Origin of the sequence: Pseudomonas wenzhouensis, assembly GCF_021029445.1 — a bacterium.
Classification (GTDB): domain Bacteria; phylum Pseudomonadota; class Gammaproteobacteria; order Pseudomonadales; family Pseudomonadaceae; genus Aquipseudomonas; species Aquipseudomonas wenzhouensis.
In genome coordinates, this window is record NZ_CP072610.1 from 1726669 (window position 1) to 1744999 (window position 18331).

The 18331-nt window shown below is 64.2% G+C and carries 13 protein-coding genes; 4 read left to right on the forward strand and 9 right to left on the reverse strand.

Annotated features, from left to right (window positions below; all coding sequences use genetic code 11):
• Nucleotides 1-130: 130 nt before the first annotated feature.
• The 6 genes from J7655_RS07900 to J7655_RS07925 form a co-directional block, all read right to left on the reverse strand.
• Nucleotides 131-1771 carry a BatD family protein gene (locus J7655_RS07900; protein WP_230927294.1) on the reverse strand — a complete coding sequence of 547 codons (1641 nt, stop codon included), beginning with the start codon at nucleotides 1769-1771 and terminating at the stop codon, nucleotides 131-133.
• Entirely contained in the window at nucleotides 1768-3528 is a 1761-nt protein-coding gene (locus J7655_RS07905; RefSeq protein WP_230927295.1) for a VWA domain-containing protein, read from the reverse strand. The genes J7655_RS07900 and J7655_RS07905 overlap by 4 nt, the downstream gene beginning before the upstream one ends.
• On the reverse strand, nucleotides 3525-4529 hold the full coding sequence (locus J7655_RS07910; protein WP_230927296.1) for a vWA domain-containing protein: 1005 nt from the start codon (nucleotides 4527-4529) through the stop codon (nucleotides 3525-3527). Before J7655_RS07910 ends, J7655_RS07905 begins: the two co-directional genes overlap by 4 nt.
• Nucleotides 4522-5016 carry a DUF4381 domain-containing protein gene (locus J7655_RS07915; protein WP_230927297.1) on the reverse strand — a complete coding sequence of 165 codons (495 nt, stop codon included), beginning with the start codon at nucleotides 5014-5016 and terminating at the stop codon, nucleotides 4522-4524. The genes J7655_RS07910 and J7655_RS07915 overlap by 8 nt, the downstream gene beginning before the upstream one ends.
• Nucleotides 5013-5960, reverse strand: coding sequence for a DUF58 domain-containing protein (locus J7655_RS07920; protein ID WP_230927298.1), 948 nt, complete (start codon nucleotides 5958-5960; stop codon nucleotides 5013-5015). Before J7655_RS07920 ends, J7655_RS07915 begins: the two co-directional genes overlap by 4 nt.
• Nucleotides 5961-6060: 100 nt before the next feature.
• Nucleotides 6061-7020 (reverse strand): AAA family ATPase, encoded by a 960-nt coding sequence (locus J7655_RS07925; protein WP_230927299.1) that lies wholly within the window; start codon nucleotides 7018-7020, stop codon nucleotides 6061-6063.
• 432 nt (nucleotides 7021-7452) lie between these two features.
• Between J7655_RS07925 and J7655_RS07930 the strand changes: the two genes are divergently transcribed.
• On the forward strand, nucleotides 7453-12294 hold the full coding sequence (locus J7655_RS07930; RefSeq protein WP_230927300.1) for an NAD-glutamate dehydrogenase: 4842 nt from the start codon (nucleotides 7453-7455) through the stop codon (nucleotides 12292-12294).
• Nucleotides 12295-12605: 311 nt separating this feature from the next.
• Here J7655_RS07930 and J7655_RS07935 read toward each other — a convergent pair whose 3' ends face one another.
• Nucleotides 12606-14039 (reverse strand): M48 family metalloprotease, encoded by a 1434-nt coding sequence (locus J7655_RS07935; RefSeq protein WP_230927301.1) that lies wholly within the window; start codon nucleotides 14037-14039, stop codon nucleotides 12606-12608.
• 108 nt (nucleotides 14040-14147) lie between these two features.
• Between J7655_RS07935 and J7655_RS07940 the strand changes: the two genes are divergently transcribed.
• Nucleotides 14148-14387 carry a sulfurtransferase TusA family protein gene (locus J7655_RS07940; protein WP_230927302.1) on the forward strand — a complete coding sequence of 80 codons (240 nt, stop codon included), beginning with the start codon at nucleotides 14148-14150 and terminating at the stop codon, nucleotides 14385-14387.
• A 383-nt stretch (nucleotides 14388-14770) separates the two neighbouring features.
• Here J7655_RS07940 and J7655_RS07945 read toward each other — a convergent pair whose 3' ends face one another.
• Nucleotides 14771-15244, reverse strand: coding sequence for a peroxiredoxin (locus J7655_RS07945; protein WP_230927303.1), 474 nt, complete (start codon nucleotides 15242-15244; stop codon nucleotides 14771-14773).
• Nucleotides 15245-15266: 22 nt separating this feature from the next.
• Nucleotides 15267-15824 carry a glycine cleavage system transcriptional repressor gene (locus J7655_RS07950; RefSeq protein ID WP_230927304.1) on the reverse strand — a complete coding sequence of 186 codons (558 nt, stop codon included), beginning with the start codon at nucleotides 15822-15824 and terminating at the stop codon, nucleotides 15267-15269.
• Between the two features lie 244 nt (nucleotides 15825-16068).
• Here J7655_RS07950 and dapA point away from each other — a divergent pair, with 244 nt between their 5' ends.
• Together dapA and bamC are read left to right on the forward strand one after the other, a co-directional pair.
• Nucleotides 16069-16947 carry a 4-hydroxy-tetrahydrodipicolinate synthase gene (gene dapA / locus J7655_RS07955; protein WP_230927305.1) on the forward strand — a complete coding sequence of 293 codons (879 nt, stop codon included), beginning with the start codon at nucleotides 16069-16071 and terminating at the stop codon, nucleotides 16945-16947.
• A 16-nt stretch (nucleotides 16948-16963) separates the two neighbouring features.
• Nucleotides 16964-18085, forward strand: coding sequence for an outer membrane protein assembly factor BamC (gene bamC, locus J7655_RS07960; protein ID WP_230927306.1), 1122 nt, complete (start codon nucleotides 16964-16966; stop codon nucleotides 18083-18085).
• Nucleotides 18086-18331: the final 246 nt, after the last annotated feature.

Consider the following 18331-nt stretch of genomic DNA (forward strand, 5'->3'; position numbering starts at 1 on the left):
TCGAGATGCATGCCTCGATCATTATCAGGAGAAATCGCTCGTCAGCCGTCAGGGTAGGCCCGATGCACCGTTGCCGGGAGCCGGTGCGCGCGGCGCACCCTACCACGTGTCCTGCAAGCCCATCGTGCGCCTAGCGAGGATACAGCGGCGGCAGCGCGCTGCTTTCCTGCGGCGCTGCGCTTGGCTCCTGTGCGGCGGGCAGGTTGCGAATCGCCTTCCACAGCTCCTCGCCTTGCCATTGCTGGCCAACTTCGCTGTACAGCGCGCCGTTGAGACCGTCCAGGGCGTCCGACAGCGGCACGTAGCGTGCGGCCATATCGGCGAGGGTTTCCGGTTGTTGGCGAGCCCAGGCGTCGAGTGCGTGACGAGTGGCCTGGGCATCGCCGGCCTGGCAGGCGCGCTTGATGTCGTCGAGCAGCGTGCGCGGGCTCGGGCCACTCTGCGCCGCGCGCTGGATCGCCGGTTGCCGGCGGGCATGCCACCACAAGCCGAAGCCGAGCAGCGTGGTCAGGCTCAGCACTGCGCAGGCCAACTGCCAGGGCCACAATTCCGGCCCCTCGATCACCTGGGTCGTCACCATCGGCGTATTGGGTTGTTCATCGTTCTGCAGTTGCGGATTTTCCGCGACCTGCAGCGTACGGGCGGAGAGGGTGGTGCGTTCCAGCGTGTCGGTCTGGGTGTTCCACCACAACACTTCCAAGGGCGGCAGATCGAAACTGCCGCTGCGATTGGGTACCAGCGCTTCGCGCTCCTCGCGGGTGCCGACGATGCCGTTCTCGCTTTTCTGATCGTTCATCTGCGGCTGATCCGGGTAACGCCGCAGGCCGTCGACCTGGGTCGCCGGCAGTGGCGGCAGTTGCGCGCTGGACAGACCGTCGACCTTGAGAATCAGACGGCGAGTCAGTGAGTCGCCGACCTGGCTGGTTTCCGGTTGCGGGCTCCAGGTTTCCGCCAGGCCCAGGGCGCGCGCCGGTAGCCAGGGCACGTCAGCCGGGTAGTCGGCCGGCTTGGGTTTGACCTGCAGCGGAATGTCCGGCGACTTGACCCGCGAGACCTTGCCGGCACGCGGCCCGAAAGGCAGGAAGTCGTTGCTGCGCGAGCGGTCGACCAGGGTGGCGCTGAAGGTCTGTCCGGGGATCACCAGTTGTCCGCTTCGTTGCGGATAGATGGCGTATTGCAGTTCGATCACGCCATGCAGCACGCCGCCGATGCTTTTTTCGTAGGTGCGCGGTTCGCCCAGTTGTTCGACCCGGGCATCGGCGATACGCAGCGGCGTCAGGCTGCTGTCGTCGTACATGGACACCGAGTGGTAGATGCGCAGGGTCAGCACGGCCTGGGCCTGGACGTAGACGTTCTCCTGATCGAGGCTGGCATCGATGAATACCGGTGCCAGCTGTTCGCCGTTGCCGGCGCTGACGGCTGCTTCGACGTTCAGCGTGATCGGCAGGGTTTCGGCGTTTTCCAGGCGGATCGCCGGGATGATCACTTCCCCGCTGCGCCGTGGCTGCAGGGTGAGGATCCAGCGCGTGCTGGCGCGTGGCGTATCACCGATGCTGCTCAGGCGATTGACCTGACGGCTGCCGAGAATCTCGAAATCCTGCTCCAGTGGGCTCAGGTCGGGGCGGCCGAAGCGGGTCGGATCGGTCGACTCCAGCGTCAATACCACCGTCTCACCTTCGCTCAGGCGGGTACGGTCGACGCTGGCAAAAAAAGCCTCGGCGCTGGCCTGTCCGGCGAGCAGTAGAAGAAACAGGAAGAGCAGAGGCTTCATCGGTTGGAGTCCTGACGCTGTTGCTGTTCATACCAGAATTTGCGCCGCAGCAATTCGGCCGGGTCATCCGGTATTTGCCGCAGCCATTGTTCCAGCGCTTGCTGGCGTTCGGCCGCAGTGCCCAGATCGGCTGCCGTGCGGGGTGGCTCGACGGGCTCGGCAGCATCCGGTGTTTCACGGCCACTGCCAGACTGGACATCATCTTGGCCGGCGCCGCTGGCGTTGCCCGGTGCCTCGTTAGTGTCGCCGTTCTCGCCCAGGCTACCTGGCTTGGCAGGTTGTGCTGCAGGGTTTTCGGCAGGCTGGCCGGGTGATGACTCATCCGCCTGCTGTTGCTCGTCGGAAGCTTCCTGCGGCTCGTCAGCGGCGCCATTGTCGGGTTGCTGCTGATTTTCGCGCTGGCGCAGGGCATCTTCCACCAGTGCCTTGTTGTGCTGCGCGGCGGCCAGTTCCGGTTGACGCTCCAGCGCCTGGTCATAAGCGTCCAGCGCGGCTTCCAGTTCGCCCGCCTTGGCCAGGGCATTGCCGCGATTGTAGTGATCGGCGGCGCTGTCGCCGGTGGCGAAGCGCTCGGCGGCGGCGGAATAGTCCCCGGCCTCATAGAGTGCCTTGCCCTGCCACTGTGGATCGACGAAGCGCTGCGCGGCCTCGGCCGGGCGTTGTGCCTGCAGCAGGCGCTGGCCCTGTTGGTCGGGGCGCAGCCAGAGGTCGTCGAGTCCGAAGGCGTGGCTGCTTTGCGGTGGCAGCAGCAGCAGCAGGGGCAGGCAGAACAGCCAGCCGCGACGTCCGGCACAGGCGGCGAGCAACAGCAGGGGCAGCAACAGCCAGTAGCCCTGGTCGACATGGCTGTCGAGCTGCGTTGGCTCGCCGGCAGCGCGCATGGTCTGCGGGCTATCGAGCAGGCCCAGGCGACGCAGGTCTTCATCGTCCAGGCGCATGGAGGCGTAGCGGCCACCGTGGTTCTCTGCGGCCTCCTGCAGGCCGCGTGCATCGAGGCGGGGAATCAGAATGGCGCCGCGCGAATCCTTGAGGAAGCTGCCATCTTCCTGTGCCACCGGTGCGCCTTCGCGACTGCCCACGCCGAGAATCAGCAGCGGCAGCGAGCGTTTCTCCAGCGCGAGTTGGATGCCGCTGCGCTCCTCGGCATCGAGGGCGCTGCTGATCAACAGCAGGCGACCCTGGCCCAGTTGTGCCTGATCGAGCAGTTGCAGTGCACGCGCCACGGCCAGGTCGGCACGGCGACCCGGCTCGGGCATCAGCGAGGGCTTCAGCGCTTCGAGCAAATTACGGCTGGTGGCCAGGTCATCGGACAGCGGCACCAGGCTGTGCGCGCTGCCTGCGTAAACGATGATCGCTGTCTGCGCATCGCGCCGCGCTTCGAGCAGATCGAGCAACTTGCGTAGCGCCTGCTCGAGACGGTTCGGGCGGCCGTCGGTGGCGAGCATCTGCGGTGTCAGTTCGAGCAGCACCACCAGCGGGTCGGCGGGCTTCTGGTTGCTCTGCTCGACGCGCTGCCAGCTGGGGCCGAGCAGCGCCAGCACAGCCAGTAGCCAGGCCAGACCGAGCGCCAGCCAGGGCAGCTTGCTGGAGCGGCCGCTGCCGCCCTTGAGCAGCGCCTGATGAAACGCTGCCGGCAGCAACAGTTGCCAGCGCCCGCTTTGCCGCTCGCGATGCCACAGGCGCCAGAGCAACCAAGCCAATACAGGCAGTGCCAGCAGCCACAGTGGGCGCAGCCACTCCGTCCAGAGCAGGCTCATGCGCGCCTCCGCAGCCGCTGTAGCAAGTCGGGCCAGAGTACCTGGCCCACCAGCAGCAGTGAGCCGAGTAGCGCCAGCGCCAGCGGCCAGGCATAGAGCGCCTGGGCCGGGCGGGCCAGGGTGGGTTGCTGGGCGACCGGTTCGAGGCGATCGAGGGTTCGTTCGATCTGCTCCAGCTCGGCCTGATTGCGTGCACGGAAATACTCGCCACCGGTGACGTCGGTAATCGCGCGCAGGCTGGTTTCGTCCAGATCCAGGGCGCTGAAGCCGAAGTTGCCGAGTGCAGCGCTTTGCTGCGGATCGGCACCGATGCCGATGGCATAGATGCGCACGCCTTCATCGGCGGCCAGTTGCGCGGCGACCATCGGATCGATCTCGCCGCCGTTGTTGGCGCCATCGGTGATCAGCACAAGCACGCGGCTCTGCGCCGGGCGCTGGCGCAGGCGTTTGACCGCCAGGCCGATGGCATCGCCGATGGCGGTATTCTTGCCGGCGATGCCGATCACGGCTTCGTCCAGCCAGGTGCGTACCGTGTGGCGGTCGAAGGTCAGTGGTGCCTGCAGATAGGCCTGGCTGCCGAACAGGATCAGGCCGACGCGATCACCCCTGCGGCCTTCGATGAAGTCGCCGAGCAGGCGCTTGACCAGTTCCAGGCGGCTGATCGGTTCTTCGTCCCACTGCATGTCGGCGTAATCCATCGAGCCGGAGACGTCCACCGCCAGCAGCAGGTCGCGGCCACTGGCTGGCAATGGCAGCGGCTCACCGACCCATTGCGGCCGTGCGGCGGCACATAGCAGCAGCGCCCAGAGCAGTACCAGCGGTGCTTGCTGACGCCAGCTGGGCAGGGCGGCGCGGGCGCGGCGACCGCTCATGGCTTGCAGCTCGTCAAGAAAGCTGACGCGCAACGCCGCATCGCCACTGTCGGCGGGCGGTAGCAGCAAACGCAGCAGCCAGGGCAGCGGCGCCAGCAGAAAGACCCAGGGCCAGGCGAACTCAAACATGTTTGCGAATCCAGATGGCGATGGCCTGATCAAGCTCCGCAATGGCCTTGTCGCTCAGGGGGCACTGCGGTTTGTAACTGCCGTCGACAAGGATCATCCAGCGGGTCAGGCCGGCTGCCGGGCAGCGGTTGTCGAGAAACGCCAACCAGGCGCGGTTGCTCAGGGTATGGCTGGCGCTGTCCGGGTAGCGTTCGCGGCACAGGCGTTTGAGCAGGGCGTTGAGCTGCTGCAGCCAGGGGCCCGCCGGAGCGCCATCGTAGGGTTTGCTCAGGCGCGACAGCTCATCGAGCGCTGCCTGGCGCAGTGGGTCGAGCGCCTGCTCCGTTGTCACCTTGCGCGGGCGTTGCTGCCAGTTACGCAGCAGGCGCCACAGGCCCCAAGCCAGCAGTGGCAGGAGCACGGCGAGCAACCACCAGCCCGGTGCCGGTGGCCACCAGGGCACCGGCGGCGGGTCGATCAGCGGCTGCAACTGGTCGAGGGGATTCATAGGGATTTTCTCGCCTGCAGACCGCTGAGCTGCTCCTGCAACTGCTCGACCAGTTCGAGCTGCGTGCTCAAGGGTAGCAGCGGCACGCCAAGCTTCTGTGCCAGACGCTGCCAACGCGCCTCGCGCGCCTGGGCCAGGGCGCGATAAGTCTGGCGCAGGTCGCCGTTGTGGCTGTCCAGCTCCAGTTGCGCACCGCCCTGGGTAAAGCGCAGCAGCCCGGCCGCCGGCAGGGCGCGATCGAGTGGATCGGACAGCGGCAGCAACAACAGATCGGTGTGGCGTGCGAGCAAGGTGAGTTGCTGCTCGGCGTTGTCGCTCAGTGCTCGTTCGTCGCAGAGCACGATCACCAGGCTGCCCGGTCGCAGTACCTCACGGGCGCGGCGCAGGGCCAGGCCGAAATTGTCGCGGCCGGCACTGGTTTGGCTCTCCGGGCCAAGCGCCTGGTTGGCGCGGGCCAGCAGATTGAGCAGTTGCAGCAGGCTCTGTTTGCTGCGTCGGGGTTTGACTTCATGGTGCTCGTTGTCGGCGAACACCAGGCCGCCGATGCGGTCGTTATGGCCCAGCGCGGCCCAGCCGATCAACGCCGCAGCGCGTGCAGCCAGCACCGACTTGAAGCACAGGCCGGAGCCGAAGAACAGCCGCTGGCTCTGTTCGGCGATGATGAAGATGGGCCGCTCGCGCTCTTCGTGAAACAGCTTGGTGTGCGGCTCCTGGGTACGCGCGGTGACGCGCCAGTCGATGGTGCGCACATCGTCGCCGGCCTGATAGACGCGCACCTGATCGAAGTCCACCCCCCGCCCGCGCAGTTTGGAATGGTGCAGGCCGATCAGTGGGCTGCGTCGGGTCGGGGTGGAGAACAGCGGCACTTCATGCACTTTATGGCGCATGTCGATCAGTTCGCCGAGGGCGATATGGATGCCGGGTTGGCTGGCCGGGATCTGCATGGGCTTCAGCCCGTAGCCCGGATGCAATCCGGGGAGGCTGCGTGATCAGCCCCGGATTGCATCCGGGCTACATGGGACAGGCGCATGGGGCGCGGCTGCATCAAGCCACCGCCACCACGTCGAGGATGCGCTGGATCACGCGGTCCTGATCGACGCCCGAGGCTTCCGCCTCGAAGGACAGGATGATGCGGTGGCGCAGCGCGTCGAACAGCACCGCCTGGATATCTTCCGGGCTGACGAAGTCACGCCCGGCCAGCCAGGCGTGGGCGCGCGCGCAGCGGTCGAGGGCGATGGAGCCGCGCGGGCTGGCGCCATAGGCGATCCAGTCAGCCAACTCGGCATCGAACTTGGCCGGGGTGCGGCTGGCCATCACCAGTTGCACCAGGTACTCCTCCACGGCATCGGCCATGTACAGGCCGAGAATTTCCTTGCGCGCGGCGAATACCGCCTGCTGGCTGACCCGATGCTCGGGCTTGGCCTCGCCATTGAGCGCATCACCACGGGCCTGGGCAAGGATCTTGCGTTCCACCGCCGCGTCAGGGAAACCGATTTTCACATGCATCAGAAAACGGTCGAGCTGCGCTTCCGGCAGTGGGTAGGTGCCTTCCTGCTCGATGGGGTTCTGCGTTGCCATGACCAGAAACAGCGGCGACAGGTCGTAAGTCGAGCGGCCCACCGAGACCTGGCGCTCGGCCATGGCCTCGAGCAGTGCCGACTGCACCTTGGCCGGGGCGCGGTTGATCTCGTCGGCCAGCACCAGGTTGTGGAAGATCGGCCCCTGCTGGAACACGAAGCTGCCGGTTTCCGGACGGTAGATCTCGGTGCCGGTGATATCCGCCGGGAGCAGATCCGGGGTGAACTGGATGCGATGGAACTCGCCTTCTATGCCTTCGGCCAGTTCCTTGATCGCCTTGGTCTTGGCCAGGCCGGGGGCGCCTTCGACCAGCAGATGGCCGTCGGCGAGCAGGGCGATCAGCAGGCGCTCGATAAGCTTTTCCTGGCCGAGAATCTGGGTGGAGAGAAATTGGCGTAACGCGACCAGCGCTTCACGGTGTTCCATCGTCGGGCTCTTCTGGCGGATGGGCGCGGCTGATTACAGTCACGCGTGCAGACCGCCGACTTTACTGCATTTGCCGCTTGAGCCGCTATCGGCGGCGCGGGTCGTGAACAGTCTGGCAACAGAAATCAGAGGTGCTTTTGCCGCCGTCGTGGCCCTTTGTTCGCCCCGGCGGCTAGCCAGTTTCTGGGGCTGACAGCTTGTCATGCACCGTATCGGTGCGGCCTTGAAAGAAAATGTCGCAGCGCCGCAAGCGGTTGCAGGCCAACCCTCGTTAAGCTCAATGGCTATGCGTGACTCATTGGTCGCGCTTTTCACGCCGGTCCGCATGCGACTCGTCAGTGTCATCGTCGCTTCATGGACTAACGTTGAACTAACACCCAACGGCAGCGATCCAGACCTCCTGTCCAATAATCAGCCCAATGGAGCACAACCATGGCGTTCTTTACGGCGGCCAGCAAAGCCGACTTCCAGCACCAACTGCAAGCGGCCCTGGCTCAGCACGTGAGTGAGCAGGTACTGCCACAAGTAGCCCTGTTCGCCGAACAGTTCTTCGGCATCATCGCCCTCGAAGAGTTGACTCAGCGACGTTTGTCCGATCTGGTCGGCTGCACCCTGTCGGCCTGGCGCATGCTGGAGCAGTTCGACCCCGCCAAGCCGCAAGTACGCACCTTCAACCCTGACTACGAGAAGCACGGCTGGCAGTCCACCCACACGGCGGTGGAAATCCTCCATGGCGATATCCCGTTCCTGGTCGACTCGGTGCGCATGGAGCTGAACCGCCATGGTTACAGCATCCACACCCTGCAGAACAGCGTGTTCAGCGTGCGCCGTGACAAGAGCGGCCAGTTGCTGGAAATCCTGCCGCGTGGCACCCAGGGGGAGGGTGTGCAGCAGGAAGCGTTGATGTTCCTGGAAATCGATCGCTGCTCCAGTTCCGCCGAGCTGAAGACCCTGGAAAAAGCCATTCACGAAGTCTTCGGTGACGTGCGCATGAGCGTTGCCGACTTCCAGCCGATGAAGGCCAAGGCGCGTGAGCTGCTGGCCTGGCTGGATCGCGCCAAGCTCAAGGTGGACAAGACCGAGCTGGATGAAATCAAGGTCTACCTGAACTGGTTGCTGGACAACCATTTCACCTTCCTCGGCTACGAGGAGTTCACCGTTGCGCCGACTGCCGATGGCGGCAGCATGGTCTATGACGAGAAATCTCTGCTGGGTCTGTCCAAGCGCCTGCGCACCGGCTTATCCGCCGAGGAGCTGCATATCGAGCCGGAGGCGGTGGCCTATCTGCGCGAACCGCAGTTGCTGTCCTTCGCCAAGGCCGCAGTGCCGAGCCGTGTGCACCGTCCGGCCTACCCGGATTTTGTTTCCATCCGTGAGCTCGATGCCAAGGGCAACGTGGTCAAGGAATGCCGCTTCATGGGCCTGTACACTTCGGCGGTGTACGCCGAGAGCGTGTGGAACATCCCCTACATCCGCCGCAAGGTGGACGTGATCAAGCAGCGTTCGGGCTTCGACAGCAGCGCCCACCTGGGCAAGGAACTGGCCCAGGTGCTGGAAGTGCTGCCGCGTGACGATCTGTTCCAGACCCCGGTCGAGGACTTGTTCAACACCGCTCTGGCCATCGTGCAGATTCAGGAGCGCAACAAGATCCGTGTGTTCCTGCGCCGCGATCCCTACGGCCGTTTCTGCTACTGCCTAGCCTACGTGCCGCGCGACGTCTACTCCACCGAAACCCGCATGAAGATCCAGCAGGTGCTGATGGAGCGTCTGCAGGCCACCGATTGCGAGTTCTGGACCTTCTTCTCCGAATCGGTGCTGGCGCGCGTGCAGTTTATCCTGCGGGTCGATCCGAAGAACAAGACCCAGATCGACCCGTTGCGTCTGGAGAAAGAAGTCATCCAGGCCTGCCGTTCGTGGAAGGACGACTACATCGGGCTGATGGTCGAAAGCCTCGGCGAAGCCCAGGGTACCAACGTCCTGGCCGAGTTTCCCGATGGCTTCCCGGCTGGCTATCGCGAGCGTTTCGCCCCGCATTCGGCGGTGGTGGACATGCAGCACCTGCTCAGCCTGAGCAATGACAAGCCGCTGGTAATGAGCTTCTACCAGCCGCTGGCGCAGGGCGACCAGCAACTGCACTGCAAGCTGTACCACGCCGATACGCCGCTGCCGCTGTCCGACGTGCTGCCGATTCTGGAGAACCTCGGCCTGCGCGTGCTCGGCGAGTTCCCCTACAAGCTGCGCCGCAATGACGGCCGCGAATTCTGGATTCACGACTTCGCCTTCACCTATGCCGAAGGTCTGGACGTCGACATCCAGCAGCTCAACGACACCCTGCAGGACGCCTTCATACATATCGTCCGTGGCGAAGCCGAGAATGATGCCTTCAACCGCCTGGTGCTGACCGCTGCCATGCCCTGGCGCGACGTTGCTTTGCTGCGCGCCTATGCGCGTTATCTCAAGCAGATTCGCCTGGGCTTCGACCTCAGCTACATCGCCGCGACCCTGATCAACCATGCCGATATCGCCAAGGAGCTGGTGCGCCTGTTCCGCACCCGTTTCTACCTCGCGCGCAAGCTCACTGCCGAAGACCTGGAAGACAAGCAGCAGAAACTCGAACAGGCCATCCTGGCTGCGCTGGACAACGTCGCCGTGCTCAACGAAGACCGCATCCTGCGTCGCTACCTGGACCTGATCAAGGCCACCCTGCGTACCAACTTCTTCCAGACCGACGCCAATGGCGCGGCCAAATCCTATTTCAGCTTCAAGCTCAGCCCGCGCCTGATTCCGGAAATTCCACGGCCGGTGCCGAAGTTCGAGATCTTCGTCTACAGCCCGCGCGTCGAGGGCGTGCATCTGCGCTTCGGCGACGTGGCCCGTGGTGGCCTGCGCTGGTCGGATCGCGAAGAGGACTTCCGCACCGAAGTGCTGGGCCTGGTCAAGGCGCAACAGGTGAAGAACGCGGTGATCGTGCCGATGGGCGCCAAGGGTGGTTTCGTGCCGCGCCGTATGCCGCTTGGCGGTTCGCGTGACGAGGTGATGGCCGAGGGCATCGCCTGCTACCGCATCTTCATCAGCGGCCTGCTGGACATCACCGACAACCTCAAGGAAGGCGAGGTGGTGCCGCCTGTGAACGTGGTGCGTCACGACGCCGATGACCCCTATCTGGTGGCGGCGGCGGACAAGGGCACCGCGACCTTCTCCGACATCGCCAACGGCATTGCCGCCGAATATGGCTTCTGGCTGGGCGACGCCTTTGCCTCCGGCGGCTCGGCCGGTTACGACCACAAGGGCATGGGCATCACCGCCAAGGGCGCCTGGGTGTCGGTGCAGCGTCACTTCCGCGAGCGCGGCATCGATGTGCAGAAGGACAACGTCAGCGTGATCGGCATCGGCGACATGGCCGGCGACGTATTTGGCAACGGCCTGCTGCTGTCGCAAAGCCTGCAGCTGGTGGCTGCCTTCAACCATATGCACATCTTCATCGACCCGAACCCGGACGCCGCCAAGAGCTTCGCTGAGCGCAAGCGCCTGTTCGAGCTGCCGCGTTCGAGCTGGGCCGACTACGACAGCAAGCTGATCTCCGAAGGTGGCGGCATCTTCCTGCGCAGCGCCAAGAGCATCACCATCAGCCCGCAGATGAAGGCGCGCTTCGACATCGCCGCCGACAAGCTGGCGCCTACCGAGCTGCTCAACGCGCTGCTCAAGGCACCGGTCGACCTGCTGTGGAACGGTGGCATCGGCACCTACGTCAAATCCAGCCAGGAAAGCCATGCCGACGTCGGTGACAAGGCCAACGATGCGCTGCGTGTGGACGGCCGTGAACTGCGCGCCAAGGTGGTGGGCGAGGGCGGCAACCTGGGCATGACCCAGCTTGGCCGCGTCGAGTTCGGCCTGCACGGCGGCGCCAGCAACACCGACTTCATCGACAACGCCGGTGGCGTGGACTGCTCCGACCATGAGGTCAACATCAAGATCCTGCTCGGCGAAATCGTCGCAGCCGGCGATATGACCGGCAAACAGCGCAACAAGCTGCTGGCCGAGATGACTGACGATGTGTCCGAGCTGGTACTTGGCAACAACTACAAGCAGACCCAGGCGTTGTCGCTGGCCGAGCGTCGTGCCCGCGAGCGTATCAGCGAGTACAAGCGCCTGATGAATGCGCTGGAGGCTGCCGGCAAGCTGGATCGTGCGCTGGAGTTTCTGCCGTCTGATGAAGAACTCAACGAGCGTGCGGCCAGTGGCCGTGGCCTGACTCGTCCGGAACTGTCGGTATTGATCTCCTACAGCAAGATCGACCTCAAGGAGTCGCTGCTCAAATCCCAGGTACCGGATGACGACTACCTGGCGCGCGAGATGGAAACCGCCTTCCCGGCGATCCTCACCGAGAAGTTCGGTGACGCCATGCGCCGTCATCGCCTCAAGCGCGAGATTGTCAGCACGCAGATTGCCAACGACCTGGTCAACCACATGGGCATCACCTTCGTGCAACGCCTGAAGGAGTCTACCGGCATGAGTGCGGCCAACGTCGCCGGTGCCTATGTGATCGTGCGTGACCTGTTCCGCCTGCCGCACTGGTGGGCGCAGATCGAGGCGCTGGATTACAAGGTGTCGGCCGACCTGCAGTTGCAGCTGATGGACGAACTGATGCGTCTGGGCCGTCGTGCCACTCGCTGGTTCCTGCGCAGCCGCCGCAACGAGCTGGATGCGGTGCGCGACGTGGCGCATTTCGCACCGCGCATCGAAGCGCTGGTTGGTCGTCTGGACGAGCTGCTCGAAGGCCCGGCCCGCGAGCAATGGCTGGCGCGTTACCAGAGCTTCGTCGAAGCCGGCACGCCGGAGGAGTTGGCCCGCGTCGTTGCCGGCACCAGCCACCTGTACACCCTGCTGCCGATCATCGAAGCGGCGGACGTCACCGGCAAGGATGCCAGTGAGGTGGCCACCGCCTACTTTGCCGTTGGCGGTGCGCTGGATCTGTCCTGGTACCTGCAGCAGATCACCAGCCTGCCGGTGGAAACCAACTGGCAGGCGCTGGCCCGCGAGGCTTTCCGTGACGATCTCGATTGGCAGCAGCGTGCGATCACCGTGTCGGTGCTGCAAATGGCCGATGGCCCGCAGGAGATCGAAGCGCGCGTGGCCCTGTGGCTTGATCAGCATCAACGTCTGGTAGACCGCTGGAAGGCGATGCTGGTCGAGCTTCGTTCGGCCACCGGCACCGACTACGCCATGTACGCAGTGGCCAACCGCGAGCTGATGGACCTGGCGCAAAGCGCCTGAGCTGTCTGCTGAAATGAAAGAGCCCCGCCATGTGCGGGGCTCTTTCTTTTGCGGGTTGTATTCACTGGCTTACGTAGCCCGGATGCAATCCGGGGGCAGGCACAAGAACGCCCCGGATTTCATCCGGGCTACGCAGCCATGTTCTACGCAATGTGCTCCCCTCTCCCATTCATGGGAGAGGGGCAGGGGGAGAGGGCGGTAGCCCCGCGAATAATCCGCCTGTCTCACTAAACGGAAACCCGTAGCCCGGAAGCAATCCGGGGGCAGGCTCAAGAACGCTTCGCGGATTTCTCTGGGCTACGCAGCCCAGTTCAGCGCAGCATCTGCTCGACCAGGCGTTTTTCCTCGGCCAGTTCGCGTTGCCGCGCATCGATGCGCGAGGCCAGCTGGAAGTTGTTGCTGGCACGGCGCTTGGCGAAGTCCAGTTGCTCGATGGCCTGGTTGTAGTCACCGACCAGGGCGAAGAACTCCGCGCGCGCCTGGTGCAGGCCGATGGTGTTGCCGCTCAGGCCACGTACCTCGGCGACCTGATACCACACGTCCGGGTCCTTGGCGCGGGTCTTGAGCAGGTTGTCCAGGGCGCGCTCGGCTTCGGCGATGCGTTGCTGTTTCAGCAGCAGGTCGACTTGCGTCTGCAGCAGCGGGTAGTTGCTCGGGTAGAGGGTGAACATGCGCTGCTGGCGGCGCTCGGCGGCATCCAGGCGATTGGCGGCCATGTCCAGTTCGATCTGCGCCAGGTTGTAGGTGATATCGTCCGGGCTCTTGCTCAGCAGTGGCGCCAGGGTTTCACCGGCCTCGGCGAGCTGGCCGGTTTTCATCTGCGCCAGCACCAAGCCGTAGCGCGCGGCGTCGAGGCGTGGATTCTCGTCGAGCATGGCGCGAAAGCGCTTGGCGGCGACGCCGGGGGTCTCTTCGTAGGTCAGCTGTACACGGGCGCGCATCAACTGGTAACGCAGGCTGTCCTCGCGGCCCCGGACTGGGAACTGCTCGGCACGGTTGCGGGTATCGGCGATACGTGACTCGGATACCGGGTGTGTGAGCAGAAATTCCGGCGGCTTGGCGTCGTAGCGGTACTGACGCATCAGCCGTTCGAACATCATCGGCATGGCGCGCGGGTCATAGCCGGCCTTTTCCAGATTGACCAGGCCGATACGGTCGGCCTCCTGCTCGTTCTGCCGGGAGAAGCGCCGCTGTTCCTGAATGGCGGCTGCCTGGGTCGACATGATCGCGGCAATACCGGCATCGCCCGCACCTGCTGCTGCCGCGACGATACCGGCGAGCATGGCGGCCATCAGTGGCACCTGCATGCGTTGTTGCGCCTCGACGCCCCGGGCGAAGTGACGCTGCGACAAGTGCGCCAGTTCGTGCGCCATGACCGAGGCGTATTCGGCTTCGGTCTGTGCATAGAGGAACAGGCCGCCGTTGACCCCGACGATTCCGCCCGGTGCGGCAAAGGCGTTGAGTTGCGGGCTGTTGAGCAGGACGAACTCCAGGCGGCGATCCTGCAGCTGGCTGGTTTCCGCCAGGCTGTAGACGCTGGACTCGACGAAGTCCTTGAGTTGCGGGTCGTCCAGTTGCGAAACCTGGCCACGCAGCAGGCCGAGCCAGGCACGGCCGAGCTGATGCTCCTGTTGCGGCGAGACGATCGACGAGCTGGCGTCGCCAAGCGATGGCAGATCACTGGCACCCGTGTGGGCAGCGAACAGGCAGGCCAGCGTCAGCAGGGTGGGGCGCAGAAAAGTCATGCACTCGGGCTCTCGGGGCGGCAAAGGCGATACTGTAGCCGGCCTGCTACCGCACTGGCCAGGGTTGCGGCGGCTTGGGTATCCTAGTCGACCATTCAGGAGTTGATGATGACAGACGTACCGGCCTTTGATGCCGAACTCGACGCCTGCGGACTGAACTGCCCGCTGCCGTTGCTCAAAGCCAAGCTCGAGCTCAATCGCCTGGCCAGTGGCGCCGTACTCAAGGTCAGCGCGACCGATGCTGGCTCGCAGCGCGATTTTCGCGCCTTCGCTACCCTGGCCGGCCATGCGCTGCTGCATGAAGAGGTCGATGCGGGTATTTATCGTTACTGGTTGCGTAAGGCCTGAGCCGCGCCGCTGAGGCAGGCCCAAAAGAGCCGGGCGTCTTGCGGATCAATGCTCGTTGTTGCCTAAGGTTCTTCGTGACCGGCTGTGTCGCTATTTCTCCTACGAGCAGGCCGTATCTGCCGGCATTGGGTATTGCCGTGCGGCTGACGCCCGCTGGCTGCGCGGTTCGGACTGAGGCAGCTCCAGGCATTGCTAGCAAGACCGTATCTGGATAGCTGAAGGCTTTCAGCGTGGCCGGCCCCGGCCCTGGGCGAAGTTTTCAAGGGCTATATTCCGGGGCGCAGCCTCCACGCATTCGGTGTGTCGAGGTCAAACCAGGCACCCCGAACAAAAACGCCGCGACGGCTAATGGCCGTCGCGGCGTTTCACGTGCAGGGCAGGGCTCAGCCCTTGTTCAGGGCTTCGGCAGCCGCCAGTACCTTGTCGACATGGCCGGCGACCTTGACGTTGCGCCACTCTTCACGCAACACGCCATCCTTGTCGATCAGAAAGGTGCTGCGCACGATACCCATGTATTCCTTGCCGTAGTTCTTCTTCACCTGATACACGCCAAACTGGTCGCACAGCTGGTGCTCTTCGTCGCTGATCAGCTCGAAGGGGAAGGCCTGCTTGCACTTGAAGCTTTCGTGTTTCTTCAGGCTGTCCATCGACACACCGAAGATCAAGGTGTTGGCGGCCTTGAACTGCTCGAAGCGGGCACTGAAGTCCATGCCCTCGGTGGTGCAACCTGGCGTGGCATCCTTGGGGTAGAAATACAGCACGACCTGCTGGCCCTTGAGCGCGGACAGCTTGACCTGCTGGCCACTGGTGGCCACGGCCTGGAAGTCGGCAACGGCTTTGTCGAGTTCAACGGACATGGAAACTCCTTGCTTACGGCTGTCAGGGGTTCTGTGGGCGCCAGGGTTCGATCAGCGCATCCAGATTCAGGGCATCGGCAAAATCGAGGAACTGGTCACGCAACCAGCTGATCTGCGTACCGGCTGGCAGCGTTACGGTCAGCGTGGCGTTGAGCATGGTGCCGCCAGTCTGCGGCGCCTGGTAGGTATCACAGGTCAGGGCTTCCAATTCGACGCGGTGGTCGATGAAGAACTGGCACAGTTCGTTGAGAATATCCGGGCGGTATACGGCGCTGACGTAAGCCACGTAAGGCAGCGCCTGCGCACGTACCTCGGCAGCCGCGCTGCGCGCCAGGTCTACGCTGAAATCGTGTTTCTTGGCCAGCAGCGGCAGGCTCGACTCCAGGCGCGCCAGGGCGTCCCAGCTACCGGATACCTGCAGCACCAGTGCGCTGTACTCGCCATGGCGGCTCAGGCGCGTGCTGATGACCGCGCAACGGTTCTCATGGCTGGTGCGGCTGAGCAGGTTGGTCAGGGCCATGGCATCGCGGCCAAGCGCACTGATAACGAGGAATTGTTCGCGAACGGGGGGGGTGGACATGCAGCCTTCCTAAAGCGATGAACGGTTCGCACATGAGCAGCCACGAACCAAAGGCAGCAGGTTAGCGAAAAGCACCGCCGAGGGGAATGGCGCAGCCGGCTACATCGGACGACGGTGGGCCATCAAAAGAAGGCGGTTGCCTTCAACAGCCTGTTAAACGCCCTGATAGCCCTTGTCCGTTGCTTGTGCCGGACAGGTGGCACCAGTACCATTACGGCTCAAATTTTCCGGCAGGAGCGGTTGCATGATTGCGGGCAGTATGGTGGCACTGGTCACGCCCATGGATGCGCAGGGTGGTCTTGATTGGGAGGCCCTGAGCAAATTGGTGGATTTCCACCTGCAGGAGGGCACCAATGCCATCGTCGCGGTCGGCACCACGGGTGAGTCCGCCACGCTGGAAGTGCCCGAGCACATCGAAGTGATCAAGCGCGTGGTCAAGCAGGTTGCCGGTCGTATCCCGGTGATCGCCGGCACCGGTGGCAACTCCACCCGTGAGTCGGTCGAGCTGACCCGTGCCGCCCAGGAAGTCGGTGCCGACGCCGCCCTGCTGGTCACTCCGTACTACAACAAGCCTACTCAGGAAGGCCTGTACCTGCACTTCCGCCACATCGCCGAAGCCGTCTCCATCCCGCAGATCCTCTACAACGTGCCGGGCCGTACCGTGTGCGACATGCTGCCGGAGACCGTCGAGCGCCTGTCGAAGATCGACAACATCATCGGCATCAAGGAAGCCACCGGCGACCTGCAGCGCGCCCAGGACGTGCTGGATCGCGTCAGCAAGGATTTCCTCGTTTATTCCGGTGACGACGCCACCGCTGTCGAGCTGATGCTGCTGGGCGGCAAGGGCAACATCTCGGTGACCGCCAACGTTGCTCCGCGCGCCATGAGCGATCTCTGTGCTGCCGCCATGCGTGGCGATGCGGCCATTGCGCGTGCGATCAATGACCGTCTGATGCCGCTGCACAAGGCGCTGTTCCTCGAATCCAACCCGATTCCGGTGAAATGGGCGCTGCACGAAATGGGCTTGATGGGCGATGGTATTCGCCTGCCGCTGACCTGGCTCAGCCCGCGCTGTCACGAACCGCTGCGCCAGGCCATGCGCCAGTGCGGTGTATTGGCTTAACTCAAGGATTCTACGCATGAAGCGACTGGCCGGATTCTCCGCCCTTGCTCTGATCGTCTCCAGCACCAGCGGTTGCGGCTGGCTCTGGGGTGAAAATGGCTACTTCCGTGATCGCGGCAGCGACTACCTGGAAGCGCGCCAGGCTGCACCGATGCAATTGCCGGCTGACGTCCAGGCCAAACGCCTCGATCCGCTGCTGCCGGTGCCGGCTCAAGTGGTCAGCAGCACCGCGACTCCGGCCGAGTTCGAAGTGCCACGTCCGCAGGGGCTGCAGGTACGTGCCGATGAGCGCGAGTTCAGCCTGCAGCGCAGCGGTGATTCGCGTTGGGTCGTGGCTCAGCGTGTGCCGGCCGAAGTCTGGCCGCTGGCGCGCCAGTTCTTCGAAGACAACGGTTTCCGTATCGCCAGCGAGCGCCCGCAGGTCGGTGAGTTCACCACCACCTGGCAGCGTTTCGACGAGCTGTCGGCTGGCATGGCCCGCAGCCTGAGTAGCCGCGTCAGCGATGTTGCAGCGGATACCGAAACCCGCGTGCGTGTGCGCATCGAGCCGGGCGTACAGCGCAATACCAGTGAAGTGTTCGTCACCAGCGCCGTGCGTAACGCCGGCAGCAGCGCCGATGTCGACTTCGTGGCCGGCGGTGGTAACGCCAATCTTGAAGCTGCACTGCTCGACGAAATGCTGGTGAGCATGGCCCGTGGCGTGGAGCAGGGCGGTTCCGTATCGCTGCTCGCCGCGCGCGACTTCGATGCCCCCAGCCGCGTCAGCCTGAGCGAGGACGGCAACGGCAACCCGGTACTCAACCTTGGCGCCGACTTCGACCGCGCCTGGTCCGGCGTTGGCCGCTCGCTCGAACTGGGCGACGTTCGTGTCGATGACCTCAACCGCAGCCTCGGCCTGTACTACATCAACCTGGCCGAAGGCGCTCAGGTCAATGAAGAGAAGCCCGGCTTCTTCGGTCGCATGTTCGGCAGTGCGCCGAGCAAGGAAGAGATCGAAGCCCGCGCCGAGCGCTATCAGGTGCGCCTGACCCCGGTTGGCGATGGCGTACAGGTCACCGTGGAAAAAGACCTCAACACCGTTGCTCCGGCCGATGTGTCGCGCCGCGTACTGAGCCTGATCCAGGATAACCTCGGCTGACCCGCGCCAGCAGGCCGTTGAAAAGCGACCTGCAGCGCGCTCCAGCCGTTAATCGATGGGCGAAACCCGCAAAGGTTTCGCCTGTTTTGTTAGTGTGAAAGTCGCGCAGCGACGTCTTCCTTCAGTCCTTCTCCCTCCGGGAGAAGGTGGCGCGAGGCGCCGGATGGGAGAGGGTATGCCGCGAAGGCTTTCATCATTCGGGATGCCTCTCGCGGCATACCCGTTTGCCAGAAACGGAAATGCCGA

Coding starts and splice junctions, on each gene's coding strand:
- J7655_RS07900 (WP_230927294.1), bottom strand. CDS start 1,771: ATGAAGCCTCTGCTCTTCCTGTTTCTTCTACTGCTCGCCGGACAGGCC.
- J7655_RS07905 (WP_230927295.1), bottom strand. CDS start 3,528: ATGAGCCTGCTCTGGACGGAGTGGCTGCGCCCACTGTGGCTGCTGGCA.
- J7655_RS07910 (WP_230927296.1), bottom strand. CDS start 4,529: ATGTTTGAGTTCGCCTGGCCCTGGGTCTTTCTGCTGGCGCCGCTGCCC.
- J7655_RS07915 (WP_230927297.1), bottom strand. CDS start 5,016: ATGAATCCCCTCGACCAGTTGCAGCCGCTGATCGACCCGCCGCCGGTG.
- J7655_RS07920 (WP_230927298.1), bottom strand. CDS start 5,960: ATGCAGATCCCGGCCAGCCAACCCGGCATCCATATCGCCCTCGGCGAA.
- J7655_RS07925 (WP_230927299.1), bottom strand. CDS start 7,020: ATGGAACACCGTGAAGCGCTGGTCGCGTTACGCCAATTTCTCTCCACC.
- J7655_RS07930 (WP_230927300.1), top strand. CDS start 7,453: ATGGCGTTCTTTACGGCGGCCAGCAAAGCCGACTTCCAGCACCAACTG.
- J7655_RS07935 (WP_230927301.1), bottom strand. CDS start 14,039: ATGACTTTTCTGCGCCCCACCCTGCTGACGCTGGCCTGCCTGTTCGCT.
- J7655_RS07940 (WP_230927302.1), top strand. CDS start 14,148: ATGACAGACGTACCGGCCTTTGATGCCGAACTCGACGCCTGCGGACTG.
- J7655_RS07945 (WP_230927303.1), bottom strand. CDS start 15,244: ATGTCCGTTGAACTCGACAAAGCCGTTGCCGACTTCCAGGCCGTGGCC.
- J7655_RS07950 (WP_230927304.1), bottom strand. CDS start 15,824: ATGTCCACCCCCCCCGTTCGCGAACAATTCCTCGTTATCAGTGCGCTT.
- dapA (WP_230927305.1), top strand. CDS start 16,069: ATGATTGCGGGCAGTATGGTGGCACTGGTCACGCCCATGGATGCGCAG.
- bamC (WP_230927306.1), top strand. CDS start 16,964: ATGAAGCGACTGGCCGGATTCTCCGCCCTTGCTCTGATCGTCTCCAGC.